Raw genomic sequence first — 25805 nt, forward strand, 5'->3', positions numbered from 1 at the left:
CTGGCGCGGGCTGTCAGCGCCCTGTCAGTGCTTCGCAGCCGGTCGCGTCAGTGGTGCCCGGTCCAATGAGGGGGCCCAACACCCCGGGAGGAGCCCGGTGGTGTGACCACGTCAGGAGTCATCATGGCTGACAAGTCGACCCTCGCCGCCCTCGCCGACGAGATCCTGGAACTCGAGTCGGAGACCTTCGAGATCTCGGACTACTCGGACGCCAGCGAGGTCGTGCTCGCCGGTTCCACCAGCTGCTCCTCCACCTCGACCTGCTCCTCCACCACCAGCACCACCTCCTGCAGCGCCTGATCCCACGGATTCGGCACGCGGCGGACGGCCGGGTGCCGCTCGTCACTCTTTGAGGAGCGGCGAGCGGCACCCGGCCGTCGGCGTGCGGTCGCTACGGAAAGGGATGCGGCACCCGCCGGATCTCCCCCTCCGCGAGATCGGTATCCCGCAGTCCTGCCCGGCGTGCGGCAGTTCGCAGGCGCGGCATCCGCAGGGCCCGTTGGCGCGACCAGCCGAAGTCGATGGGCAGCAGACCGGGCGCCAGGACGCAGACCGTGCGCAGGCCGATGCGTTCCTGCTCCGGAGTGGTCTGGTCGACCACGACGACATCGAGGCCGGCTCGTGCCAACTCGTCGCGGCACAACGCCACATCGTCCAGCAGATCGCCGGTGCGAGGCCGTCCGCCCGCCTCCCAGGACGCGTACACCTCCGCCATCGGACGGACAGCCGTGGGCTCGTGGTACGGCGTCACGTGCGTCGCCGTCCGGGGCAGCCCGTACAGCTGGGCGTGGTCCTTGAGGTGCAGCACCTTCGTGAAGTCGGCGGCCATGGCCTCCAGTTCGGTGCGCCGGTCGCGTACCTGGCCCGGCAGGTGCGGAATGTACGTCAGTACCTCCGAGAGGGCGCCCTCCAGCGCCGCCGCCGGGTCGAGGGAGGCGCCCGCGCCGAAGGAGTGGATGCCGGGGCCGCCGTCCCGGCGGACCGCCAGGCCCGTCACCACCGGTACGGCGAGGTCGATCCGGTTGTCGAAGGCGTGCACATCGTAGCCCTGCAACGCGGCCCGATCGATCATCGCGCGGACGGTGGCATCGGTGATCGTGGCCAAATCGATCTCCGTGAGCCGGATGCCGCCGTACCAGGCAAGGAGGAAGGCGTCCCGCTCGATCAGTTCGAGCAGCCCGCCGAGCACCGCTTCCTCCAGACAGCTGCCGATCGCACAGCCGTTGGAGCACTCGAAGACGAAGTTGTCCGCCGCGAGCCCCGCGCTGTAGTGGACGAGCCGGGCCGGAACCAGGAGCGGACGCTCGTCGCGCAGGGAGTACCCCCAGACCCACGGGATCGGCCGGTCCGGGTCGAAGGGGTCCACGAGCGGATCGTCGCGGTAGGTCTCGGGGGCGTAGAAGCCGCAGTCGGCCGGGTCGAGCGCGTCCTCACCGAGGCTGTTGTACGACGCCGTCAGCAGTCGTGTGCCGCGCCGCCGGTGTGTCCCGGCGTACCGCTCCAGGCCCTCCAGGTAGGCCAGGTTCCGGCTCGCGGAGAAGCCGTTGGCCTGCCCGCTCCAGGTCACGTCGGTCAGGCCGGCGTACCCGCGCATGAACACACTGCCCGCGACGGGCGCCGTGGTGGGCGAGGTGATGTTGAGCCAGGTGCCCGCGCCGAGCAGTCCGGTGACCGGGTTGGCGAGCGCCGCCGGCGCGAGCCGGTACGAGGACGCCGGGCGCAGCCGGTAGCTGTCCTCGTCCGGCTTCGGCCGCTTCACCAGGGTGAGTTGGGCCGACTCCCGGGTGTCCGAGCCGCCGGTGCCGCAGTGCGGGCACAGCGGGTCGGCGTACAGCGGGAAGGTCCGTACGCTCAGCGTCGTGAGGTCGAGGCAGGACACCTGCGGCAGGGCCCGATCGGATGCCGTCTCGCCGGGTGGCTCCGTGTTTCCGAGGATGACCGCCTCGTACAGCGCGCGCACGGCGGTGGTGACGAAGTCCGGCAGCTCCGGCCAGGCCGGGGCGAAGCTCCACGGCGAGCCCGTCTCCAGCGCGTCCCGCTCGGTGCGTGAGCGCAGCCGCTGCCAGCGCATCGCGAGGCAGGTGCCGCACGCCCGCGCGTCCGCGTCGCCGCCCCAGGGGCCCACCAGCACCTGCCGGGACGTCAGATGCACCAGCGCGCCGGGCCGCACCTCGGCATACGGGTCGTCCCGCACGGCACGTGTTCCGAGCGGTACCACCTCGGGCCCGGGGCCGTCCGGCCGCGACGTCCGCGTTCGACGGGTCGAGGCAGACGGTGAGCCGGCCCGCTCCTCCAGCGCCGACCGCAGCCGCAGTCGTGCCTGCTCCAGCGGCAGGCCCTCCAGCACGGGTGTCATGCGCGGTTGCTCCAGCGGAAGGTCTTCAGCCCGATCGCCGCGAAGACCACGGTGAAGCCCACGAGCGCCGCGCACCCGATCCAGATGTCGCCGAGGCTGCCGTTGCCGGTGAGAGCGGCGGAGACGGCGTCGTTGAAGTAGCGCAGCGGCAGCACCCGGGAGATCGTCTGCAGCCACGACGGCATCAGGTCCAGGGGGAAGAACGAGCCGGACAGGAACGCCATCGGCACCATCATGAAGTTCGCGATCGCCGCCACCGCCTCCGGTGTGTCGGCGTACGAGCCGATGATCACGCCGATCGACAGGAACGCCGTGATGCCGAGCACCAGCACGGGCAGGGCCAGCGGCCAGCGGGCGTCGAGTTCCAGGCCGAAGCCCGGCAGCATCGCCACCGCGATGAACAGCACCGCCTGGACCGCTCCCACGGCCAGCGCCAGCACGTACCTGGAGGCCAGGACCGTCGGCAGGCTCGTCGGCGTCATCCGGATCAGCCGCAGCAGATCATCGCGCCGCCACTGCATCAGCGTGAACGCGATGCCGAACACCGCCGCGTTGGCCACGCCCCACGACATCACGCCGGGCGCGATGTAGGAGATGTACGGCCTGCGGGTCTCCTCCACCTCCTGGCCACTGAAGATCAGCCCGAACACCAGCAGGAACACCAGCGGGAAGGCGAACGTGAAGAAGAGTGTGGCCGCGTCGCGGACCTGGGCCCGGTAGCCGGACGCCGTAAGTGCGCCGTATGCGCTCATGCCTGGTGCTCCGTGTTCTGCGCGTGCGGGATGTCGCCGGTGGTCGCGTCCGACGTGAGCTGGAGGTAGACGTCCTCCAGAGTGGCGCTCCGGGTCTGTACGCCGTCGAGGCCGCCGAGGGCGTCCAGCGCCGACATGACCTTCCCGGACACCTTCGTCTCCAGGACGAGGCTGCCGCCGCGAACTTCCGCGCGGTCGACGCCGGGGACCGCCTCGGCCTCCGCCACCGTCATCCGCTCGGGCGGCAGCAGCACTGACGTCAGTGCGTCCGCCGCGCCGACGAGTCCGCGCGGGGAGTCCAGCGCGGCGATCCGGCCCTCGACGAGGATCGCCACCCGGTCGCAGAGCGCCTCGGCCTCGTCCAGGTGGTGCGTCGTGTACACGATCGTCCGGCCGGCTTCCTTCAGTCCGCGCAGCACCTCCCACAGATCGCGTCGGGCCTGCGGATCGAGGGCGGCGGTGGGCTCGTCGAGGAAGATCAGCTCCGGGTCGTGGACGAGCGCGGAGGCGATGGCGAGCCGCTGGCGCTGGCCGCCCGAGAGGTTCTCCACACGGGTGTCTCGCTGGTCCACCAGGCCGACGGCGGCCAGCGTGCGCTCGACGGCCGCCGTGTCCGCGCGGTACAGAGCGGCCACGGTCGCCAGGTGCTCGTACGCCGTCTGCCGTACGAAGAAGGCCGACGACTGGGTCTGCACACCGAGCCGGGGCAGCAGCGCGACATTGCGGGGCCAGGGTGTGCCGCCCAGCACCTCGACGGTGCCGGCGTCGGCCTGGCGCAGGCCCTCCATGATCTCCACCAGCGTGGTCTTGCCGGCGCCGTTGGGCCCGAGCAGGCCGAAGAACTCTCCGCGGTTGATGCGCAGCGACACTCCGCCCAGCGCCTGGCGGCTGCCGTAGCGCTTGCTCACCGCCTCGACGTAAATCGCGGTGTCCGCCGCGCGGTTGCCGGGGTCCGCCGGCACGGTTTCGGTCTCCGTCATGAACAGCTCCTCGGAACAGGTCCGTCAGGGGGCGAGCAGGACAAACGCGGCCGTGGCCAGGCCGGCCGCGATCAGACAGACCAGAACGGACGAGCCGATCCCGTATGCCGTGTACAGGGTCCGCGCCCGGCGCGGGTAGGCAGCCGCGGCCTGCCGGTCGCGCAGGCGCAGCCTCAGGTAACGCCCGCTCTCCGGGGCGAGGTTGGACACACCCAGTGCATGACCGAGCATGGTGTATCCGTCGAGGGGCGGGAGTGGCACCAGGTTGACCAGTGCCTGAACGCTGCCCAGCAGAAGCAGCCCCGAAAGCACCCGGCGCGTCGGGTCGCCGGGGTCGAGTGCCGCCCACCAGGCGGCGAAGGGCAGCAGGAACATCAGGTTCGCGAAGGCCCCGGCCGCGCCGACCACCAGCTGGTGCCGACGGCGCGCGAGGAAGCGGTAGTTGTCGACCCGGCAGTACATGATCGCCACGGGCAGCCGCCAGCGCAGGCCGATCTCGCTCACCGTGCCGCCGTGGTGCCGGGCGGCCACGCCGTGCGCCAGCTCGTGACAGGCGGTGCTCAGCCACAGCAGGGTGAACACGCCGACCAGGGGCACGGGTTGCCGCAGCAGCCACCACGTGTCCCGTACGAGCGGGCCGGCGCCCGCGGCCAGGACGACCTCCATGGCAAGGCAGAGCGTCAGCAGGACGATCAGGACCGGCGGGCGCAGCAGCGGACGCAGGGCCCGGTGCAGTCGCCCGGTCGTCGCCCCGGCGTCGGCGACCAGTCGCAGGCTGCCCCTGTAGAGGTTGCCGGTGACGGGGGAGGAAGGCGGGGCCGCGGGGACGTGGCGGACTGGCGCGCCTTCAAGGAGCCGCTTGGCGCCCAACAAGCCCAGGAGCTGCTGCCAGTTGGCCTCGCCGAGGCGTCGCCCGAAGGCGGCGGCGTACTCGGCGCCGATCTCCTCCAGGCTGCGGTCCCCGTCCAGCCGGGAGATCAGGAAGTACTCCTTCGGCCCCACCTCGAACGACGAGCCGTCCGCCGGATCCTTGATCAGGTGCACGGTGGCAGGACCGCGCAGCAGGGGCGCGCTGAGGAGGATGTCCGGCCGCATCCGGGGCCGGTGGGTGGAGACGTCGGGTTTCATGAGAGGGCCTCCGACGCGGCTCCCGTGCCCGAGCGCAGCACCCGGCCGAGGATGTGGGAGAGGTACGCCTCGTCGCGGATCGTCACATGCAGCCGGTTGTTGGTCATGTGCATGTACGGCGAGAGGAGCAGCGGCAGGGCGAGCGCCGGGTCGGTGACCTGCTCGTCGCGGGTGCCGTCCCAGGACCGGAAGATCAGGTCGCCCGCCTCGGCCAGCTCGACCGCCTGCTGCCGCAGCTCCAGGCAGTGCGCCGCCCAGCCGCGCAGAAACGCGGGCAGCCGGTCGAGCCGCTGCGCGGCGACGGCCCGGCGTATCTCGTCGAAGCGGCGGCCCAGCCGGGGCGCCATCTCGGCGTAGCTGCGGTCGTACTCCGAGGAACCGATGAATCCCGTGCCCGGGAACGCGCGGTGCCAGAACTCGTAGTACCGCTCCAGATAGTCGGCGAGGTCGTCCTCGTCGGGCAGGAAGCAGCTCGCCATCACCATCATCAACTGGGCCGACGTGCCGAGCAGTACGGTCCTCAGGTGCAGGTTCATCGAACCCAGCGCCTCGATGACCAGATCGCTGGAGTGCGCGAAGTGCCACTCCGCCAGCGCGACTCCGGCCGGCCCGCCGTACTTGCCGTACTCGGGCTCGTACGGCTCGTAGGAACGTGAGTTGTTCGGGCGTAGCCGCATCCGGCCGTCCTCGCCCATGAACTCCCCGCGGTCGCCCTCCGGGAACTCGATCTCGAAGAGGGCGTTGTAGAACTCGTTGAGGAACCCCGAGTCGACCTCGTACAGCGCCGGACGGCTGCGCAGGAACGCGTCGACGGCGTCCTCGGCCCGGCGGCGCACCTCGGCCGTCGCGTCCTCGCTCGCCGGCCGCAGCCGGAGCCGCACATGCGGGCCCTCCAGCCAGTAGTTGATGAAGAAGTGCCCGGCGAGCAGCCCGTCGCCGGTGAGGTCCCGGATCAGCGGGCCCACGCACTTCACCAGCAGGGGCTGCGGGTTGGCGGCGTAGAAGACGTGCATGGCCTGCCACGCGCCGGGGGTGGGGGTCAGGTCGGTCATGCGGGGCTCTCCTCGAAACGGCTGTGGGAGGTGAAGGTCTCGACCGACAGCTCGGCCACGTGGCTGCCGCGTTCGGAGACGACGTGCAGGCCGCTCTCCGCCGGGAGCATCTCGCGCAGCTCGATCCGGTCGTCCGGCGACTTGACCAGCGCCTCGAACGCGGTGAGTGACAGCGGGCTGTCGAAGTCGAGGTACTGCGGCTTGGCGCCCGCCCCGCCCCGGGGGCCGCTGGAGACGGTGACGAAGACGCGGTCGGGCAGCCCGTGCACGCGGCGCCAGCGCCGCCAGGCCAGGAACGCCTGGTCGTCCGGCGTGCCCGCCGGTCGGGCGGGCAGCGCGGCGGCGGTCGTGGACCAGCTGCGCCGGGCGAGTACGAGGTTGCCGTGCCGCACCCGGGGCCGGCGGGTGACGCCCTCGTGCGCCGGGCCGTGCGGGACACCGGCCCAGACGTCCAGCGGGGCCATCGAGGTGGGCGACAGAAGAAGCAGTGTGCGCGGGGTCTCGGGGAGGGCGAGCGGCACCAGATAGCCGAGGTACACCGGGATCACCTCACGGCCGAGCCGCTCGGAGCGCAGCAGCAGCCGGTCCTCGTCCTCGTCGTGTTCGAGGCGGAGGTCCTCCAGGTGGATACGGCGGTCCTCGGGGACGCCGCTCGACTCGCCGGGGCAGACGATCTGGTACTCGGTCAGGCGTCCGTGCAGGTTGAGGTTGGTCGTCACCGACCCGCCGGTCAGCTCGGCGAGCACGGCGCCGGGCGGCGTCAGCCGGGTGGCCTGTTCCCGGAGCGGTTCGGAGAGGCCGGGGCCGGCCGGCTCGTCCCAGACGTGCGTGAACCGGCTGAACGGGAACGACAGTCCGCCGTAGGAGCGATTGAGCACCATCAGCGGCTCACCGCCCTCCGTGGTGAGCTGGAGGTGGTGGCTCTGCGGGGTGAACGGGGCTCGCAGGCCGTCCAGTTCGGCCGCCACCTCGTCGAGGTGCGCGTCGTCCAGCACGACGTCCGTCTCCCCGGCGTGCCCGGCCCACAGCGCGCGCATCCGGTCGATGAACGTCCGGCGGGCCCGGTCCAGGGACTTGATCTCCGCCAGCCCGAGCCAGTTCTCCTCAGGCACGTACTCGCCCCGCGCGTCGAACGGGGATCGCTTGGCGGCGAAGGAGAGGTACTGGTCGAAGAAGTCCTCGTGGAAGTCGTGCACGAGACCGAGCAGGTCGTCGCAGCGGCCGCCCTTGCCGTAGCGGGCCAGGAAGAACCCCTTGAACGTCACCCGCTGAGGCAGCGTCAGGTCGAACGCCGGCAGGATCCGCTCCACCGAGCGCAGCGCGCCGCCGTCCGTGCCGGTCCAGGCACCCAGCCCGCAGGACACGTCGTCTCCGGCGTCGGCGTCCTCGTAGAGCAGGGTCTGCGGCAGGGACGGCTCCTCGACGCCCAGCAGCTTCTGGGCCCCGCCCAGACCGGCGCGCAGCCGGCGCAGCAGCCGCGCCCGTCCGGCCGTGTCCGCCTGTGGGTAGGCGTCGATCAGCCCGGCCGCGTTATCGAGCTCTCCGGCAAGGTCGTGAGCCCACGGCCGGTCCAGTGCCCGCAGCGCGTCCTGGAAGGAGCGCAGCGGGTCGGCGGTGTGCACGTCGGTGTCCAGGCTCGGGACACGGATCATGCCGAGCTGGAGCAGCGCCGACACATACGTTTCGCACAGGGAGGCGTCGGCGTCGTACTCGGCGCACAGCCAGTCGACCACCTCGCCGTAGCGCAGGTCACGTTCGCTCAGCAGGGCGATGAGGCGGTCGAGCGTGCCGCTGCGGCGCAGGAAGAACAGCCGGTCCTTGACCGCGTCGAAGGTGACCGCCGCGTCGTCGTCGCCGGTCGTGACCCAGCGCCGCACGTACCGCACCCGCTGATCGTCGCCGCCCCACCCGGACGCGAGCCGCACCGGCAGGTCGGCGCGCAGCGCGGAAGAGGCGAGGATCTGCTCCGCGAACCGCGCAAGGACCACGACGTTCAGCCGCACCCGCCCCCGCCACTCGGCGCGCAGCGCAATCGACGGGTCGTCGCCGTCGCCGAACGTGCCGAGGCCGACACCCGTGAAGGTGCTGAACGGGCTGGTCTTGCAGGCCGTCCGGTACAGGTAGGACAGCACCGAGCGCTCGATCTTCCGCAGCCGCTTGTCCGGCCGTTCACCCGCGCCGAGCCGCACATACGACTCCAGCCGCCCTTCGAGCGTCGGTGACGCGAGCAACAGCCCGTGCCGCAGCCGGTCCTCGTCGAGCAGCGCCCGCAACACGCCCCTCGTCCCGGCGAGTTCGTCGCCGAGCAACATGGCCCCTCGGCGGTGCAGCACGTCGAGTGCCCGCCTGCCCTCCAGCCACTGCCCGGTCCGCTTGGCCACGGCCGGGTCCAGCGCCTCGATGAGGTCGAGCGCGGGCGGGTCGCCCTTCGGCAGACGGTTGTTGAAGATGTCCCGGCGCAGCGCCAGCAGGTGCCGGCGGCGGCCGTCGTGGGGGAAGAGCCGGTCGGCGGCCGGGACGAGCGCGTGCAGTACGTCGCTCAGCTCCCGGCCCCGCCCCAGCAACTCCTCCTCGGCGGCCAGCACCTCGTCGGCCCAGCGGGCGGTGTCTGGGCAGCGCAGGGCACGGACGGACTCGACGGGCAGCCCGGCGATTCGCAGAAGGAAGCGGTGCCCTGGTTGCCAGCTGGTAATCGGTGTCACGGCGACCCCCTGTCAGACGATCTCGGAACGGAAGTCGGCAGGACACGGACGCTCGTTGCCGAGCAGCATGATCAGCAGCGGCGCCTCGCCGGAGTCCGCAAGCCCCAGCTCCTCGATGTACGAGATGTTGTCGAAACCGAGGGCCACACCGGCGCCCAGCCCGAGCGCCGCCGCGGCGGTGTAGAAGCTCTGCGCGATCGCCCCGACGGTGGCGTTGACCAGCCGGTAGCCCCGGTCGCCGACCGCGTCCAGCACCGCCGTCGTACGCAGGGTCGGCACGATGACGGCGCCGGCCTGTTCGAGGTTGTAGTTGGACAGGAAGTAGTTGCGCTGCAGGAACGAGCCCGGCGCGCCGGGCGCCACCAGGTGCAGCGTGTGCGTGTCGGGCTCGTAGGCGTAGGCGCCGGGCGCGACGCCGTCGACGTGGTTGACGAATGCGTACAGCCGGGCCTGACGCGGGGTGCCGGCAGGTTCCGCGTCGCCGTCGAGCCGCGTCCCCGCGCAGGCGGCGAGCGTGGTGGCCAACTGCATGGCCGTCACCGGGACCGTCGCGTCGAAGCGGCCGAAGCTGCTGCGCCGGGAGCGCAGGGCCGTACGGACGCTGACGTCCGGGAACCCCGCGGGAGGAAGGGCGACCGGGTCGGTGGTCGTGGCCGGAGGGGCGGGCGCGCTGGGCCGGAGCGCCCCGGGCCCGGGCCGGTCGGTGGCGTACTCGGCGGTGGCGCGGTGGATCCGGCGCAGGGTCTCGAAGTCGAGGACGGTCCGGGACCGCTCCTGGTCACGCCTACGGACGGCCGCGCCCGGCGCCCCTGCCGACGTGCCCTGCGCCTCTGTACCGTCCCACAGCAGCGGAACGACCGCGAACAGCCCTTCCTCGTCCTCGCCCAGCCCCAGCAGCCGGGCCAGCTCCGCCTCGTCGAACCACAGCGCGGGGGCCACCCTCAGCCCGCGAGCACGCGCCCAGACACGCCAGGTCTGGAGCAGCGCGCCCACGTCCATGCTCACGGCGTGGAAGGAGAAGCTGTTGTACTTGAACGCGTTCTGCCAGTACTTGACGCCGAGGACCAGGAACTGGTCCGTCGCCGCCCCGTACGACCCGAGCGCCGCGGCCACTTCCCCGCTCACGTTCCCGGCCAGCAACCGTTGCATGGCGTGGCGCGGCGGTGAGTAGTAGTGCACGCCGGGCGTGAGCGGACCCGACGGACCGGAGACCCAGTAGATGGTCACCGGGTAGAGACCACCGCCCGAGGCGGTGCCCCGGGACCAGTTCGCCTGCGTGTAGTGCGGGAGCGCACCGAGGTCGGTGTTGGCCTGGACACCGAGACGGCGGCCGGTCAGGCCATAGGAGTCCAGCAGCATGCCGGAGAGCAGGGGCAGCGAGAAACGCCCCGCGTTCGGCATGTCGTCGGCCAGTAGGCCGGCCGTGACCGTGGCGTCGGCGGGGTAGGGCGCGTCGGGCAGCGGGAACGAGTCGGCGCCCGGGTAGTACTTGGCCTTGCGCGGACGGTCCGCCCAGTCGGGCACGAAGTCGGCCGGCTCCATCGGGATCCGGCCCCGGTGCATGATGGCCGTCGCGTATTCATGGGCGTAGCCCATGGGACTCTCCTCTGCTGGGCGTGGAGGGTTGCGGGGGATTGGGAGATCGCGGATCGTCAGGGGAAGGGGTGCGGAGCCGGATTGAGGTCGGCGGCCTCCAGGTCCCGGTCGCGCAGCCCCGCCTCACGCAGAGCCGTACGCAGCCGCGGCATACCGAGAGCCCGCTGGCGCGACCAGCCGAAGTCGATCGGAATCAGGCCGGGTACGACGACGCTGAACGTGTGCAGTCCCAGCCGTCGTTGTTCGGGCAGCGTCTGGTCCACGACCACGACGTCGAACCCGGCGCCGGTCACGGCGGACACACACCGTTCCAGGTCGTCCCGCAGATCGGGCGAGACGGGCGCTCCGGTCGCGTCCGGCCAGGCCAGATCGGAGACCGCGAGCCGTTTCGTGGTCGTCGGGCCCCGCAGCAGGAAGTCGGCGTGCCCGCCCATCTCGGGGATGCCGTAGACGAGCGGATGGTCGTGCAGGTCGGTCACCTGTGAAAAGTCTCCGGCCATGGCGCGCAGCCGGGCCTCGTCGCGCTCGGTCCGTCCCTGGAGGTTCACCGCGTCGGTGGCGATCTCGCACAGTGCCGCGTCCAACGCGGACTCCGGGTCCAGACCGGCACCCGCTCCGAAGCACATCCGGCCCGGACCGCCGTCGACGCGTTCGGCGACGGCAGTGACGACAGGGATCGGGAACGTGACGCGGGTGTCGAAGAAGCGGGCCCGGTAGCCGTACATGGCCAGCCGGTCGACCATGCTCCGGATGGCGGGGCGGGTGCTGGTCGCCGGGTCGATCTCGGGCAGGGACTGCTGCCCGTACCAGGTGAGCAGGAAGGCGTCCCGCTCGACGACCTCCATCAGCCCGAAGTAGACGGCCTCTTCGGCACAGCCGCCCGAGGCGCAGCCGTTGGAGCTCTCCTGCACGAACCGGTTCTCCAGACCGGGCGCGTGATAGTACGTCAGGATCTCCGGCACCAGCCGAGGCGCCCGGTCCCGCAGCGACCAGCCCCACACCCAGGGGATCTCGCGTTCGGGGGAGAAGGGCACGACGTGCGGGTTGTCGCGGTGGAAGGCCTCGGAGTACAGGCCCACTTCGCGCGGATCCACGGCGTCGGCGCCGAACTCCGCCGGCGTCCCCGCCACCAGGGTCCGCTTGCCGCGCGCCCGCATGCCGGCGTACCGCTCCAGCCCCTCAAGAACGCCGATCCGCGCGCTGGCCCCGTAGGAGGCCGCGTGCCCGCCCCAGAACGTCTCCCGCAGGTACTCCCCGGAGCGCATCGAGAAGCAGCCGATGGTCGCCGACGTCGACGTGGACGACACGTCCTGGACGAGGGACGGGCCGAGCGCGCCGCACACCGGGTTTGCGAAGGCCGCGATGTCGATGCCGTACGCCTCGACCGGGCGCAGCCGAAAGGACCCAGGCGTGTGCTTGGGCGCGGAGCCGAGCGAGACGACGGCACCCTCGGGCGTGTCGGCGACCGGCCGGGAACACGCCGGGCACTGCGGGTCCGGCACCAGCGGATAGCCACGCACCGACAGCGACTCCAGATCCAGCACCCGTACGTCCGGGAACGGCTCGCGCGCCGGGGCCGCATGCGCCTGCGCCACGACCACGGCGAGCGCGTCGGCCGTGAACGGGACGGCGTAGGGCCACACCCCCGACTCGTGGGTGCGACCGCCGAGTTCCAGCGCGTCACGCAGCGGAACCGAACGTACCGCCTGCCAGCGCCGGCCCAGACACCGCGGACAGGGCGAGTCGCCGACGGGGCCGACGATCGCGTGCCGCGCGTAGAGGTGCACGGGCACCGGTCCCGGCTCGGGCGCGCCATGCTCCTCGGCGAAGGCGTCGTCGAACCCCAACGCGCGCACCGACACTTCGATGTGGCCCTGCCCCTGCCGGCCGAGGGCCGCCCGCAGCAGGTCGGTCATGAGACGGACGGCACTCGGCACGCGGACCGCCCGAGTCGTCGTCTCAACCGACACGCCGTGCCTCCGACGTCAGTAGTACGCGCACGACGTGGATGCCGGCGCGTTCGAGGTCCGTGGAGCCGGTCGGTACGACGAGTGCGTCCCGGGCCTGTTCGCCGAGCCGGCGCAGTACGTCTGCCCAGGATGTGACGGCGTCCGGGTCGGCGGTCACAGTTCCGATCACCGTCAGGGCGCGCGGGTCGAGATCGCTGAGCACCGGATCCCCGAACGACGTGTCGTCGGCCGGCCCCTGCTGCTCCAGCTGAACCTGACCCAGCAGCTCACGCAGCGCCGCCACGGCCGCGGCCCGGTACGACAGCTCGGCCCCGACCGACCAGCGGGTCCCGGCCCGGGCGAGGACGACCGACACGCCGGACCGCTCCCGCTCACCGAGGTCGAGCAGCTCGGTCTCGACACCGAGGTTGACGGCGGAGCGCATCAGGAAGGTGAGTTCGGGATCGGCGTCGGCGGGCACGGTCACGCCGGGCACGGCGGCACCTCGGACCGCCCGCCGGAGCGCGTCGAACGCGAGCGCCGACAGCATGCCCTGCGCGGCGGCGTCGGCCACGCTCGCGCCGGCCCGCATCCCGGCGCTCGTGGCCTCGAAGAGCCGCTCCGGATTGCCGGCACCGAACGGGCGCACGGCCTCGCCCGGCACCAGGAACCGCTCCTTGGTGAGCAGCGAGACCGCCGCCTCCCACGCCCGTACGTCCGCCTCCGCGCCCCCGATGCCGGTGGCGGTGGCCAGCTCGGCCGGGGCGAGGCGCACCGCGTGTTCCGGGGCGATGGTGCGGGCGTGCGGGACGACGTGCTCGGCGTACGTCTCGGCGGCTCGGTGCAGGGCCCGCAGCCGGGCGCCGGCCACGTGGTGGACGTCGGCGGCGGCGATCCGCCGGGGGCGGCCGTGCCCGACGCCGAGTTCGACCACGCTGAGCTTCAGCGGGGTCTGGGTGATGTCCTCGTCGTCGTAGCGGCGGAAGACACCGGCGTGCGGCCGCAGCAGCACCGAGCGGCGGTTCAGCTCCGCCACCAGCTCGTCCGCCTCGCGGGCGGTGTCGACGGTGGGCAGTGCGAGAGCGCCGGTGTCCCCGGTCGCCACATCCACCTCGGGCACCTCGGCGGGTGTGTCGTCGGCGCAGAACGGGCAGCGGGGGTGCGGGAGCAGGGGCTCCGAGGCCACATCGAGCGACTCCGTGTCCTGCACGATCAGCTGCCCGGCGGTCTCGGCGGGCAGCGCGCCGGTCGCCGACTTGAAGACCTCGAACCCGAGCAGGTTCCCGAGCATCGCGGACAGCGGACCGCCTGGAACCGGCGTGCCGGCCGGCAGGCCCAGAGCGAGCGCACTCCACACGTCGGCGGCCTGAGCGGAGGCCCCGTTGGCGCCGAGACGCAGCACCGCACACGCCCAACACCCTGTTGTCTGAGCCGACATGGCCGGTCCGGCGACCGAATGCCGCCCGAAGGACCAGGCCGGCAGGAGCGTGCGGCCCGCGGGCACGCCGGCCCGCAGCAGCGCAAGAATCACCCGAGGCGCGTCCGGCCCGCCGGTCACGACGACGACGTCGTACCCGTCGAGGCTGTCCCAGGTCATCGGCCCGTCCGCGAGATCGCGGACCTCGACCGGGCAGCCCTCGGCAGCGGCGGCCGCCGCCTCCTCCGCGATCGCCTCCCGGTCGAGGCCGGGCAGTACGCCGACGGCCGCGTTGCCGTTGCGGATCAGGCTCAGCGCACACCAGCGGGCCACCAGGCCCGTGCCCACGACGGCCACGCGCGTGTCCCGGAACCGCTGGAAGCGCCGCGTCGCGTCGTCGGCGTAGTGGTCGACATAGGCGATCTGCGCCTCGAATCGGCGGGCCACGTCGGCGGACGGCTCCGCCTCGGCAGGCGAGTCCGCCACGGGTCCGGCCGGGGCGTCACGCGCGAAGCCTCGCTCGTACAGCGTGCCGACAAGCTCGCCGACCATGGCGCGCTGCCGGTCGCCGAACCCCTCGCAGATCTCGGCGACCGTGTGCTCGCCGTCGAAGTGGGGCACGAGAAGCCTGGCGAACCGGTACGCCGACTTGGCCGTCAGCCGGAATCCGCCGTCGGCGTTGTGGAAGAGGACACCGTCGGGGGCCTCGGTGAACAGGACGTCACGGCGGATCCGGGGGCGGGTCGCGGCGACGGAGTCGTACCGTGCGGAAAGCATGCGGATGTCACCTCGGGTCGGAGGGTCGGAGGGTCGGTGGGGGCGGGGGACCGGGTGGTACGGGGTAACGGAAAGCGGTCAGCCGGGAGTTCGGGCGGGCGCGGCGAGCTGACGCGCGTAGATTCTGAGCAGTTCGTGGATGCGGTACGGCTTGGGCGGGCCCTCCTCGACGAATCCGGCGTCCGCGAGCTGTTCGAGCACCTCGTCGGGCGGCGGCGACTCCGGGTTCCCGCCGCCCTCGAACTGCGCGGCCAGCCGCAGGAAGGCCTCACGCAGATCGGGATCGAGCCGCCCCAGAGCGGCTTCGAAGACATGAGGTACGGACATCAGCGGCTCGTCGGCGAGGGAGAGCCGGGTAGGCAGGTCCTTGGCCAGCCAGCTCACGCAGTCGGCGATGCCGAGGCCCGGCCGGGTCAGCAGACGGGCGGCGGCGATCCGCAGGCTGAGCGGGAAGTGCCCGCAGATGCGGGCGAGTTCGCGTGCGGCGTCAGGTTCCTGGCCGACTCGCTCGGCGCCCAGGGTGGCGACCAGGAGGTCGTAGGACTCCCGCTCGTCGAGCGTATCGAGCCGGTGCACGACGCCGCCGTGCGTGGCGACCAGGCCCGCGAGCCCGCGTCTGCTGGTCACGACGGCGGCACCTTCGGCGGGGGAGGGGAGCAGGGGCCGTATTCGCCCGGCGCTCGCCACGTCGTCGAGGACGAGCAGCCGACGCCCCGGTCGGCTCGGGGAGGGAAGCCGTTCCAGGGCCTCCGCCGTACTGAGCGCACTGCCGTCAGGGTCGGTCATGGCCAGGGTGAAGCAGCCGCCGGGAAAGGCGTCCTGCACCAGATGGGCCGCCTGCAGCGCGAGGGCGGTCTTGCCGATGCCGGGGGCTCCGGAGATGACCACGAGGCCGGCCTGCGGGTGGTGGGCGGTCAACGCGCGTTGAATCGCAGCAAGTTGAGTGGTGCGTCCGGTGAAGCAGGGGACGGGGGCGAGGGACGGCACGGAGGCGACGGTGTGGCCGGGGGTGGTGACGGGGAGGCCGCGAGTGGTGTCTGTGGCTCGGGTGGACGTCGGGTCGTGCGCGGGGTCTTGGGCCTTGTCGTGAGCCGTGGGGGCGCCGGGTGGAAGGGCCGCGACAGCCGGTGCCTGTTCCTGTGCCGGCGTTTGGGCCGGTGACTGACTCGGCAGATCGGCCCTGGCGACCCCTGCCGGCAGTGCGGCCGGTCGCGTGGGTGTCCGTGCCTCGATCGCGGGGAAAACCTTGGGGCCCTGGGCGGTATCCAGCTCCTCGCCACGGAGGATGGCCATCTCCAGCCGCTGGAGAGGCGCGCCCGGATCGATGCCGAACTCCTCCTTCAGCCGCTCCTTGACGGCCCGGATCTCCACAAGCGCTTCTGTCTGGCGGCCGGTTCGGTACAGCGCCTCGATCAACTGCTCAGCGAAGCGTTCTCGCTCCGGGTGGCGTCGGGCCGCGTCCCACACATCGGTCAGGACCTCGCGACATCGCCCGCGCGCCAGTTCGATGTCGCACAGCCGCTCCAGCGCGCTGAGCCGTTCCTCCGACAGCCGGGGGGCCTCGTCGCGGTGGAGCATGTGCGAGGAGACGTTGGCGAGTACGGGACCCTGCCACAGGGCGAGGGCCTCGCGCAGTACGTACGACTCCGTCTCGGCGTCGCGGGCGGAGTCGGCCGACTGGACCAGGCCGCGGAAGCGGACGAGGTCGAGGGTCTCGTGGTCCATCCGCATCCGGTAACCGCCCGGTACGGCCTCGATGGTGTCGTTGGCTATCCCGTACTTCGCGAAGATCCTGCGCAGTCGCAGGACACAGCTCTGCAGGGCGGCCCTGGCCGTGGCTGGGGGCTCGGTGTCCCAGACGGCACGTAACAGATAGTCGGTCGAGACCACCGCGCCGGAGTGAATGAGCAGGGCGGCCAGGAGATTCGTGGGCTTGGAGGGCTGCAGGACGGCGGCGTGCTCACCGTCGGTGATACTCAGGAGCCCTAACAGCTGGAACCGCATCCTACTTATCGCTCCGTTGTGTCCTCTGGCGGTCCTGGCGCGCGACTGATCGAGCTCGCTCCTGGGCCCGGCAAAATACGGTTGCGAACGTCGGCGCCGTTGACTGATTAGGGGACGCGCGACGACCGGAAAGAAAGCCATTTCTGCGGCGGCAATGCCCGGAAGCCTATTGCGTTGGCGTCCTTGCCTGTGCCAGCGGATACTTTAAGCGTGAGATTGCGGCAAGTCGATCCCCTGGTTTAAGAATATTGCCCAGGTGTCGGAATTTCGGCTGTATTCCATGAACGTCTCACATGGGCTCTTTGTCGGCCCTGCGTGGATGGTCAAGTCGGACCGCTCTCATAAACTCGCAGGTCAGTGTCGGTGAGGCGGCGGTTGCTGGCCCCGCCGCGACGCTTCGGAGGGGCGGATCCCGGTCAGGATCGGAACGTGAACGGTCTTCTTCTTTACGTGCGGAAGCGATTGTTCCGTCATTGGTTCAATCCAATTCGGCGCGTTACCTGGGGTAACGCATAACTATACGCGCGAACGAAATCAGAGCCCCGACTGTCATGTGAAGTGGGACCGGTTGAATAAGGACGCCTGAATTCCTTCTGACGGTCCGGGTGCGCGGGGCTGTCCGTCCGGGACGGCCTACCACGACGACGACTCGCCTTCCTCCTCGCGAGCCACGCCTTGGTCGGGAGGTCCGAGACCGCTAACTCCATTGCGTACACCGACAAATCGCGGGCAGGCGGATGTCAAGGAACGAGTGAACAGCACGTGTTTCTTACGGCGGCGACGGAGGTGGATACGCCATGGACGCGAAGGTGTTGGAGCGGTTTCCAGCGGGAGCTCCGCGCGGATCGTGGCCGGCGGAGGAGTGCGCGGCCCGGCTGCGGGATGAGGGCGAGCCGGACGCGACCGTAGTCATGGACCTGCAGTCGGACGCGTTCCTCGTGGTCGTCGGGGACCGTGGCAAGGACTGACGTGCCGTAGGGCTTCACGCGACGTGGGCTTCGGTTGGCGGACCCGTCCCCTAGCGGCCGATGTAGAACCGGATGACCGTGCCATCGGCGTCAGTGTGCACACGCACGAGGTCTGCGACGCAATGCACCAGCAGCAGGCCCCTGCCTCCCCGCTGGTCACGAGCGGGCGGACGGCGCCCGACCAGCGGATCGCTCAGATACCCGCGGTCGCTGACCTCGCACACCACCTGAGCGTCCTGCGCCCACACTCGCACGGTGCCGGAACCGCCCCCGTGTATGACGCTGTTGGTGGTGAGCTCGGCCACCGCCAGCGCCAGATCTTCCAGACGCACCCCCTGCAGCCCGAGTCGCGCTGCACACTCGACGGCGAAGTGACGCGTGGCCGACAGCTCCTGCACACCGTACTTCCGCGCCTGGGCCGACGTGGGCGCAGGACCCAGCGGCTGGTTGTACAGCTCCACGATGTGCCCGGGGGCAAAGGACGGGCTCGGATGCTGGGATGGGCCGGAGACGATCAGCGGGTGGGTGGCGTAGGCGTCGGCGAGGACGCGTTCCTCAAGCCGGTCAGCGTCGTAGGGACACAGGATGGTCGCTTCCCGGCCTTGGAAGGCGGGGTTGATCAGTGCCTCATGTTGGGCGCAGGCCGGGTACTCCAGGCCGCTGCGGCCGGGCCAGATCGGCTCCCCGATGATCCGGACCCGCTTGCCAGGGTGTGCATCGGCGAAGGCGCGGAGCACGTTCGGGATGATCCGCCCCGGATTGCGGCCGGCTTCGGTCATGTCGAGGAAGCGTACGGATCCCGCGTCAGCGCCCAGAGATTCCTTGAGCATGGCCAAGTTCGGGCCGGGCACGGCGACCGCCACCGGCTCCCCGCCTTTGAGTCCGTCGCGGATGAAGGGGACGGTGCCTTCGAGGTACTCCTGCTCACCCCGGTAGAACAGCGCTGGGTGCACGAACGGTTCGGTGGCAGCCGACGCGGTGATCATGACACCACCTCGATCGCGTGCAGCTTCGGCCACACCCCTGCAACGTCGGCGAAGGTCACTGCGGACCGTTCCAGATGACACACCGGCGCATCGCTCCGAACGAGTCCGTCCCGCATCTGCTCCCCATCCCGGTGCGTGGCCGGCGTGATCTCACCGGCCACCCGCCACCCCGTATCACCGGTCAGAGGTGACACAGGCAGCTCACCGTCCAGCGGGGTGGGCAGTGATGTCGTTCCCTCAGCCTCCGGTGAACCACGCATTTTCTGTCACCTCCAGTCACATGCCGGCCGGAGACCAGTCTCTCGCGCGCAACAACATGGCGTGAACCGTTCACCATAACTTACGGGTGCCGACTGTTCTGGAGTGAAGCGGGGAGTGGTGCGGGAGGTGCCAGGCGATGGTCCGGGGCGTCCGGGTCTATGAGGCTCGGGGACGTCACTCGGATCTCGCGGAGCGAACGCCCGCCATGCCGATCCCGGCCCTCAGCCCTTGCTGCTTCCATCCGGCGGGGCGGCTGCGGGCGGCGGCTCGAAGCAGGCTGTGACGTCCTTGCCGCGAGGGCAACGGCGTGCCGCCACGTCATGGGCGAGGGCGTCGACCAGGAACAGCCCACGTCCGCCGGGGGCTTCGTTGCCTGCGTGGCGCTGTTCGGGTAGCTGAGCCGAGGCGTCATGCACTGTCACGTGCAGGCATTCCTCGTCCCGCGTGAGGATGAGTTGTGCTGTGGTGTGGGCGTGGATGTGCGCGTTGGTGACCAGCTCGGACACGGCCAGGACGATTGAGTCCACCAGATCGGGTGCTGTCCGTTCCCACCCGAGGGCCGCCAGATGACTGCGTGTCCAGTCCCTGGCCGTCTTCACTCCACTGCTGATCGGCAGCGAACGCGCCCATCCCGCAGCTCTCATGTCCTGCGCCACTGTTTCTCCTCCAGGCCGATTGAGTGCGTGGTCCGTGTGCCCGGAAAGTGCAGCTCCTCACCCTCATGACGCCGAACCCGTGCGTGGGTTCGGGCCGTGTGAGCCGCGGCTTGAGCCGGCGCGTCTGCATGCTGCTCCACGCCGCGCCGGGTTTGGCGGTGGTTCCGCGCTTCGCACGGTGGTGGGTGTGAGCGCGGAACGACGGGGTACGCGCTGCTCGTCAGCCGTTTCAAGCGGCAGCGGCTGCCGCGCTTCTGGGAGAGGAACATCATGGCGATCACGAGCACGCCTGCAGCGCATACGCAGACCAGCGAGCTGCCGGAGGTCGCCGATCCCTCTCAGGTGGCACCGAAGGATGCCCGCGAGCTGTCCAAGGTGTTCTTCGATCAGCTGGCGGTGTTGGAGGAAGGCACTCCGGAGCACCAGTACGCGCGGAACACGCTGATCGAGATGAACATGTCCCTGGTCCGCTTCGCGGCCGGCCGGTTCCGCAGCCGAGGACCGGAGGAGATGGAGGACATCGTCCAGGTCGGCATGATCGGGCTGATCAAGGCGATAGACCGCTTCGACCTCTCCCGGGAGGTGGAGTTCACCTCGTTCGCCATCCCCTACATCGTGGGTGAGATCAAGCGGTTCTTCCGCGACACCACCTGGGCCGTGCACGTGCCCCGTCGGTTGCAGGAAGCCCGCGTCCAGCTCGCGCGCGCCACGGAGGAACTGCGCAGTCGTCTGGGGCGCACTCCGACGGTGACCGAGCTGTCGGAGCTCATGAGCCTTTCCGAGGAAGAGGTCCGCGAGGCCCGCCTCGCCGCGAACGGCTACAACTCCTCTTCTCTGGACGCCACCCTCAGCGGCGGCGAGGACGGCGAAGCGGTGCTGCAGGACTTCATCGGCGCCGAGGACGAGGCTCTGGAGCTGGTGGAGGACTTCCACGCTCTGGCCCCGCTGATTGCCGAACTCGATGAGCGGGACCGGCAGATCATCCACATGCGGTTCGTGGAGGAACTCACCCAGGCCAATATCGGCGAGCTTCTGGGCGTCTCGCAGATGCATGTGTCCCGTCTGCTGTCCCGTACCCTCGCCCGTCTGCGTGAAGGCATGCTCACGAATCAGTGAGTTGCCCGCCCTGAGCGTGGCCGGACTTGGGGTCCTCGCCAGTGACCAGCCACTTCCTGAGTCTTCAGTCTTCGGGGTCTGCGCTGCCGACGCCTTGCACTACCTCGTGCGCGGGCCGGCGTCCGCTCGAGAGCGGATGTCGGCCTGACGTTTCGTAGTGGCGTTTCGTAGTGGTGGCGCGCGCGTGTGAGAGAGGCCCTTCGCCCAGGCCTCGACACCCCACGCACGCTGCCTCTCGATCAGCGCGAAGGCGCTGCCGCCTTGAAGGCGGCAGCGCCTTCGCGCTGGGCGGGGGCAGGGTGCCGGGAGTGTCAGATCCGACCGCCGGTCATGCGGGTGATCGGGCCCAGTGTGCGTCGGCCCGCACGCCGGCCCGCCGCGTACGACACCGCGCCCAGCGCGGTCAGCCCGGCGCCGGCGCCCGCGACCACGATTTTGCGGTTGGCGATGAGCGTCCAGGTCGTCTTGGCGAGGGCGACGGCCTGCCCCGAGGCGGCGACGACGGCCTGGCGGCCGGCTTCGACGCGCTCGGCTGCCGTGTGGGCGACCGCGGTGGTCGCCGCGGCCGTCCGCTCTGCCGTGCCCGCGGCGGCTGATGCCGCGTCACCGGCCTTGTCGGCAGCCTTGCCTGCCGCTTTCGATGCCGGAGCGGTCGCCCGCGACGTGGTGCGACGAGCCTTGGCCGCCGCTTCCTTCGCGGATACGGAGTCTTGACTGGTGTCATTGTTCGATGGGCTCATGGACATCGCGTTGCCGTATCCACCGGCAGCAAACATGTTCGAGCATGGCCGTGTTTCCGGACTGGGTCCCGCTCGACTCTGGTTCACCGGGTACCGCCCGGGCACCCTGCGCCCCGCGGTATGTCATGAGTCCGCCGCCTGGTCGCCGCCCGCCGGTGAATGACCGGGCCGAACGCCGGCATCACTCCAGTGTGACGTAGGCGCCGACCGACTCCACGCGGGCGGCGGCGGCGACCAATGCGGCGGCAACGGCATCCTGGACGGCCACCCCAACTGACTTGTACAGGGTGATCTGGGTGGGTGAGGTGCGGCCCGGTTTGTGGCCGGAGATGAGTTCGCCCAACTCGGCATGCACGTGCTCGGGCGTGATCACGCCGTGCCGGATGGGCAGCAGCAGGTCGTTGCTGCCGGCCGGGAAGGGAGCCAACGCGGCTTGGCGCGATTCGACGCACACGAGCGCATCGGCGATCGTGGCGTCGTCGATCTCACGGCCGTCCGGGTTGTAGCCCACTGAGGTGACGTGCACTCCAGGAGTCAGCCAGGGACGGCGGACCACGGGTTCGAGGGCGTGGGTGGTCGCCGCGGCGATGTGGGCACCGTCGAGCGCCTCGACGTAGGTGGGCACTGCCCGCACTTCGATGTCCAACTCGGCTGACAGCTCTGCGGCGAGGTGAGCGGCTTTCGCCGGGACCCGGCCGGCGATTCGGACCTCGCGGACGGGGCGGACTCGGCACATCGCACGGATGTGGGATCGGGCCTGTACTCCGGTGCCCAGGACCGCCAGTAGCGTCGCATCCTCGCGCGCGAGCAATCGCGCCGACAGAGCCGAACAGGCAGCGGTCCGTGCTGCGGTGATGGCCGTACCGTCCAGCAGCGCGGCAGGCGCGCCGGTGGCCGAATCGAACACGAGGATGGCCGCTTGATGGGTCGGCAGTGGAGTCCCGGCATTGTGCGGGAAGAGGGAGACCAACTTGGCCATGAGCGCATCGGCCGATGGCACGTAGCCCGGCATGGCGGCCAGGAAGCCTTCCTGCTCGGGCACGAGCGCCGCGATCCGGGCCGGCGCCGAGGCGCTGCCCGAGCTGAGGTCCGCCATGGCTGGGGCCAGGGCGTCGATCAGCGCGTCCAAATCGATGAGGGCCTCGACCTGCGAGCGCCCGAGCACAAGCATCCTGCAAGACCTCCTGAGGGGCAGTCGCGCCCCACACGACGGCTGGTCGGTCAAGCGTTGTCCTACGGCTCCTACCCCTGCCGTGACACGCCGTCCCCCTTGAGCATGTTCATCCGTACACACTGGGCAGGATCGTTCGTCTGCATGCTGCGCCTACCCCCTGCTCACTGGCCACTCGGCCCGGCGGCATACGCCAGCGGCGGCGCGATCGCCTGAGCATCCGCCCCTTGGCCGACCCACAGGGCGATGAACAGCGCGGCGGTCGCCTCCAGGAGTCCCGCACGTTCGAGACCGCCGGCTGCTACGGGCTCGCAGCCCACATCCCGCACCAACTCGCTTACCCGCGCGAGGGCTGCCTCATTGTCCCCGCACACGGGAACGGCCAGAGGCCGCCCCTCGAACACGGGCGGCCGCATGCGCCACACATCCTCGTGACAGAGATTGAACGCCTTGACCACATGAGCTCCGGGAGCCGCCGCGGCCAACTGCTGCGCCGCCGAGGGGCCTCCGTCCGTCAGCAGTCGGAAACCCGGCCCGACCGGATTGGAACAGTCCAGCAGGACCCTGTCGTCCAACGCTGCCCGCAGCTCTCCGACCACGACCGCTCCTGCCCCGAAAGGCAGCGCGGCCAGCACCACCTCACCGTACTCGGCCGCCGCGCGCAGACCGGCAGGCGCCGCGCTGCCTCCGATACGCGTCGCCAGTCGCTGCGCCTTGTGCGCGTCCCGCGCCCCGATGGTCACCTGGTGCCCGGCCCGCGCCCACTGGGTGGCGAGTGCGTCCGCCATGTTCCCTGCTCCCAGCACGCCGATTCTCATCACGTGTTCCTCTCCCCGCCTGCTTCGACCGTTCAGCACGACGTTATGGAGCCTCTCGGGCACCATTTGGTAAGTGACGACCGATGCCTTCCTCGCCGACTGCCGCGCCCGGCTCGCCTTCGACCTGTTCTCCAACACGTGGAACGCCGTGGTGCTCTGGGCGCTGCGCGACGGCCCAATGCGCCCCGTCGAACTGCGGGAGCGGATCGGGGGCATCAGCTCCAAGGTCCTCAACGAGACGTTGCGGCGCCTGCAGTGCAACGGCCTGGTGGCACGGCACACGCGTCCCGGGGCACCACCTCGGGTCGAGTACCAACTCACCGCTCTGGGACGGACCTTGTTGGTCCCCATCGACGCCGTCGGGGCATGGGCTTTCGAGCACGGCGACGAGGTCATGGCGGCCCAGGACGCGGAATGCACCGCCGCCACGCAGCAGTCCCCTCACACCCGCTAGAGGGGGCTGACCCGGACTATCGGGCCGGCCGCTGTCACCGCTGCCGGCCGGGACGGCTCAGGACCCGCCGCGTTCGCGGGGGATCTTCTGACCCGCCTCGATCGCCACCGGCAGCCGGTTCTCGGCCGGTGGCAGCGGGCAGGTGGCCAGGTCCGTGTAGGCGCACGGCAGGTTCGTGGCGCGGTTGAAGTCCAGGACGACCGTGCCGTCGGCGGCCGGCGGCTCGACGGCCAGGGCCCGGTTCGCGGCGTAGGTGGTGACCCCGGAGGTCGCGTCGGTGAACAGCACCGTCAGCGCGCCCGCACCACGTCCGGGGAACGCGGTGAGGGACAGCCGACGCCCGCCCACCTCGAACTCGATCCTGCCCGGAGCGTCGTACACGTGCTCAAGGCCCTCGACGGCGGCGCCCACGGTGGTCGGACGCGGCTCGTCGAAGGGGATGTACCGGCCTGTCACGGCCCAGCGCGGGTCGGGGGCGTAGACCGGTGTGCCCGTGAAGGACGTGAGCAGTGGCGCGTCCGGGTGCCGGGGGCGCACGATGTCGTTGCCGCCACGTTTGGCGACCTCGATGACGGCGTCTCCCCAGACCGCGTCGACGCCGCCGCGCTCGGGGAGGACACCGAAGCGGTGTTCTCCCCGCACCGGCGTTCCGTCCACGACCAGCTCCTCGCCGTCGCCGAGATTCACGACGACCCCGTCGGGGCCGGTGTGCCACGCGCCGGGTGCGTCGGGGAAGCGCTGCGGCCGGTCGTCGAGCCAGTGCAGACCGGTGATCGCCAAGAACCCGTGCGCGTCGGCGAGCCGGGCCTCTTGGGCGCGGTGCCACTCCAGCCAGTCCTCGGTGAAGGCACTTAGGTCCTTTGCGGTCGCCTCGCGGGTCATGTGTCCTCCTTCGTCACGCGAGGTTCTGCCTCGCACGGGGGTACGGGAAAGATGTCGGCCCGTCGGCCCGACGGGCGTACTCAGCCGGCCAGTTCACCGAGGAGTGCCCAGGTACGCAGGCGGTCCGCTTCTCCCGCGATCTCGGTGCCCGAGAACACGACCTCGGCGGCACCGGCGTCGCGGTAACGCCGTACCTGGGCTTCCACCGCCTGCTCGTCGCCGATCACGGCCAGGTCGGCGGCCCGTCGGCCGCCGGAGAGTTCGATGACCCTTGCGTAGGACGGGATCTGCTCGTGGAACGCGAGGTTCTCGGTGGCCCTCGCCCGTACCGCATCCACGTCGGCCGTGACCACGCCATGCACCAGGGCCACGATCCTGGGCGTGGGCCGGCCGGCGGCCTCGGCAGCGGCCGTGAGGGCGGGAACGATGTGCTCCGCCAGGGCGCGCGGTCCCGCCAGGTAGGGCAGGATCCCGTCCGCCAGCTCCCCGCTGACCCGCAGCGCCTGCGGCCCCATTGCGGCGACCAGTACGGGGACGCCGCTCTCGGCGCCCGGTACGCGCGCCGAAATCGGAGTGGCGGCGGTGAGCAGCTCGCCGTGGAAGTCGGCCGTGCCGGTCTGTGTCAGCTGCCGTAGTGCGGTGAGGAATTCATGCAGACGGGCGATGGGGCGCTCGAAGGGCAGGCCGAAGCCGGTCTCCGTCAGGAGTTTCGTACCCAGGGCCAGCCCGAGGTGGTATCGGCCGTGGGTCGCCGCCTGGGCGGTCTGGGCCTGACTGGAGACGATCAGCGGGTGGCGGCCGAAGACGGGGATCGCGGAGCTGCCCACCTGCAGTCCGGGCACCGCGCGCCCGACGATCGCCGCGAGCTGTGGTGAGTCCGCGCCGAAGGTCTGCCCGAACCAGGCCGACCGCAGACCAGCGGCCGTGGCCTCCTGGGCCAACTGCACGGTGGCGTCGACCTGGTTCTGTGCGTCGGACGCGTTGAGCACCACTCCAACAGTCATGCCAGTCACAACGGGCCCCGGCCGAACACGCATTCC

Annotated in this window: 21 protein-coding genes; 4 read left to right on the forward strand and 17 right to left on the reverse strand. The window is 70.9% G+C overall.

Annotated features, from left to right (window positions below):
- The first annotated feature begins 123 nt into the window (after window positions 1-123).
- Window positions 124-300, forward strand: a complete 177-nt coding sequence (locus ACZ7L5_RS32955) for a thiazolylpeptide-type bacteriocin (protein ID WP_053760578.1) — start codon at window positions 124-126, stop codon at window positions 298-300.
- 91 nt (window positions 301-391) lie between these two features.
- Here ACZ7L5_RS32955 and ACZ7L5_RS32960 read toward each other — a convergent pair whose 3' ends face one another.
- The 10 genes from ACZ7L5_RS32960 to ACZ7L5_RS33005 form a co-directional block, all read right to left on the reverse strand.
- Window positions 392-2356 carry a TOMM precursor leader peptide-binding protein gene (locus tag ACZ7L5_RS32960; RefSeq protein WP_471521395.1) on the reverse strand — a complete coding sequence of 655 codons (1965 nt, stop codon included), beginning with the start codon at window positions 2354-2356 and terminating at the stop codon, window positions 392-394.
- Window positions 2353-3108, reverse strand: a complete 756-nt coding sequence (locus ACZ7L5_RS32965) for an ABC transporter permease (RefSeq protein ID WP_471521397.1) — start codon at window positions 3106-3108, stop codon at window positions 2353-2355. The genes ACZ7L5_RS32960 and ACZ7L5_RS32965 overlap by 4 nt, the downstream gene beginning before the upstream one ends.
- On the reverse strand, window positions 3105-4088 hold the full coding sequence (locus tag ACZ7L5_RS32970; protein ID WP_471521399.1) for an ABC transporter ATP-binding protein: 984 nt from the start codon (window positions 4086-4088) through the stop codon (window positions 3105-3107). The genes ACZ7L5_RS32965 and ACZ7L5_RS32970 overlap by 4 nt, the downstream gene beginning before the upstream one ends.
- A gap of 24 nt (window positions 4089-4112) precedes the next feature.
- Entirely contained in the window at window positions 4113-5216 is a 1104-nt protein-coding gene (locus ACZ7L5_RS32975) for a peptidase M50 (protein ID WP_471521401.1), read from the reverse strand.
- Window positions 5213-6268 carry a lantibiotic dehydratase C-terminal domain-containing protein gene (locus ACZ7L5_RS32980; RefSeq protein WP_471521403.1) on the reverse strand — a complete coding sequence of 352 codons (1056 nt, stop codon included), beginning with the start codon at window positions 6266-6268 and terminating at the stop codon, window positions 5213-5215. Before ACZ7L5_RS32980 ends, ACZ7L5_RS32975 begins: the two co-directional genes overlap by 4 nt.
- On the reverse strand, window positions 6265-8970 hold the full coding sequence (locus ACZ7L5_RS32985; protein ID WP_471521405.1) for a lantibiotic dehydratase: 2706 nt from the start codon (window positions 8968-8970) through the stop codon (window positions 6265-6267). The genes ACZ7L5_RS32980 and ACZ7L5_RS32985 overlap by 4 nt, the downstream gene beginning before the upstream one ends.
- A 12-nt stretch (window positions 8971-8982) precedes the next feature.
- Complete coding sequence (locus ACZ7L5_RS32990; protein WP_471521407.1) at window positions 8983-10566, reverse strand: nitroreductase family protein; 1584 nt, start codon at window positions 10564-10566, stop codon at window positions 8983-8985.
- A gap of 56 nt (window positions 10567-10622) precedes the next feature.
- A complete protein-coding gene (locus tag ACZ7L5_RS32995; protein WP_471521409.1) occupies window positions 10623-12482 on the reverse strand; it encodes a TOMM precursor leader peptide-binding protein in 1860 nt (619 codons plus the stop codon).
- A gap of 43 nt (window positions 12483-12525) precedes the next feature.
- Entirely contained in the window at window positions 12526-14709 is a 2184-nt protein-coding gene (locus tag ACZ7L5_RS33000) for a TOMM precursor leader peptide-binding protein (RefSeq protein WP_471521411.1), read from the reverse strand.
- 78 nt (window positions 14710-14787) lie between these two features.
- A complete protein-coding gene (locus ACZ7L5_RS33005; RefSeq protein ID WP_471521413.1) occupies window positions 14788-16713 on the reverse strand; it encodes an AfsR/SARP family transcriptional regulator in 1926 nt (641 codons plus the stop codon).
- A gap of 797 nt (window positions 16714-17510) precedes the next feature.
- On the opposite strand from ACZ7L5_RS33005, the gene ACZ7L5_RS33010 reads away from it, so the two are divergent.
- Window positions 17511-17681 carry a hypothetical protein gene (locus tag ACZ7L5_RS33010; RefSeq protein ID WP_391405131.1) on the forward strand — a complete coding sequence of 57 codons (171 nt, stop codon included), beginning with the start codon at window positions 17511-17513 and terminating at the stop codon, window positions 17679-17681.
- A 50-nt stretch (window positions 17682-17731) separates the two neighbouring features.
- Here the strand turns inward: ACZ7L5_RS33010 and ACZ7L5_RS33015 are convergent, their stop codons facing one another.
- A complete protein-coding gene (locus ACZ7L5_RS33015) occupies window positions 17732-18667 on the reverse strand; it encodes an anti-sigma factor RsbA family regulatory protein (protein ID WP_471521415.1) in 936 nt (311 codons plus the stop codon).
- A gap of 482 nt (window positions 18668-19149) precedes the next feature.
- On the reverse strand, window positions 19150-19572 hold the full coding sequence (locus ACZ7L5_RS33020) for an ATP-binding protein (protein WP_471521417.1): 423 nt from the start codon (window positions 19570-19572) through the stop codon (window positions 19150-19152).
- Window positions 19573-19854: 282 nt separating this feature from the next.
- Here ACZ7L5_RS33020 and ACZ7L5_RS33025 point away from each other — a divergent pair, with 282 nt between their 5' ends.
- Window positions 19855-20700 carry an RNA polymerase sigma factor SigF gene (locus tag ACZ7L5_RS33025; RefSeq protein WP_471521419.1) on the forward strand — a complete coding sequence of 282 codons (846 nt, stop codon included), beginning with the start codon at window positions 19855-19857 and terminating at the stop codon, window positions 20698-20700.
- 311 nt (window positions 20701-21011) lie between these two features.
- Here the strand turns inward: ACZ7L5_RS33025 and ACZ7L5_RS33030 are convergent, their stop codons facing one another.
- The 3 genes from ACZ7L5_RS33030 to ACZ7L5_RS33040 form a co-directional block, all read right to left on the reverse strand.
- Window positions 21012-21446 (reverse strand): hypothetical protein, encoded by a 435-nt coding sequence (locus tag ACZ7L5_RS33030; protein ID WP_471521421.1) that lies wholly within the window; start codon window positions 21444-21446, stop codon window positions 21012-21014.
- 175 nt (window positions 21447-21621) lie between these two features.
- On the reverse strand, window positions 21622-22611 hold the full coding sequence (locus ACZ7L5_RS33035; protein WP_471521422.1) for an ornithine cyclodeaminase family protein: 990 nt from the start codon (window positions 22609-22611) through the stop codon (window positions 21622-21624).
- A 164-nt stretch (window positions 22612-22775) separates the two neighbouring features.
- A complete protein-coding gene (locus ACZ7L5_RS33040) occupies window positions 22776-23429 on the reverse strand; it encodes an NADPH-dependent F420 reductase (RefSeq protein ID WP_471521424.1) in 654 nt (217 codons plus the stop codon).
- A 73-nt stretch (window positions 23430-23502) separates the two neighbouring features.
- On the opposite strand from ACZ7L5_RS33040, the gene ACZ7L5_RS33045 reads away from it, so the two are divergent.
- Window positions 23503-23883, forward strand: a complete 381-nt coding sequence (locus ACZ7L5_RS33045; protein WP_471521426.1) for a winged helix-turn-helix transcriptional regulator — start codon at window positions 23503-23505, stop codon at window positions 23881-23883.
- A 57-nt stretch (window positions 23884-23940) separates the two neighbouring features.
- On the opposite strand, the gene ACZ7L5_RS33050 is transcribed toward ACZ7L5_RS33045, so the two are convergent.
- Together ACZ7L5_RS33050 and ACZ7L5_RS33055 are read right to left on the reverse strand one after the other, a co-directional pair.
- The gene (locus ACZ7L5_RS33050; protein WP_471521428.1) at window positions 23941-24765 is read right to left on the reverse strand and encodes a DUF1684 domain-containing protein; all 825 of its coding nucleotides are present in this window, start codon (window positions 24763-24765) and stop codon (window positions 23941-23943) included.
- Window positions 24766-24845: 80 nt separating this feature from the next.
- Window positions 24846-25769, reverse strand: coding sequence for an LLM class F420-dependent oxidoreductase (locus tag ACZ7L5_RS33055; protein ID WP_471521430.1), 924 nt, complete (start codon window positions 25767-25769; stop codon window positions 24846-24848).
- Window positions 25770-25805 lie beyond the last annotated feature (36 nt).

The sequence above is a fragment of the Streptomyces sp. NPDC107528 genome (assembly GCF_055639295.1).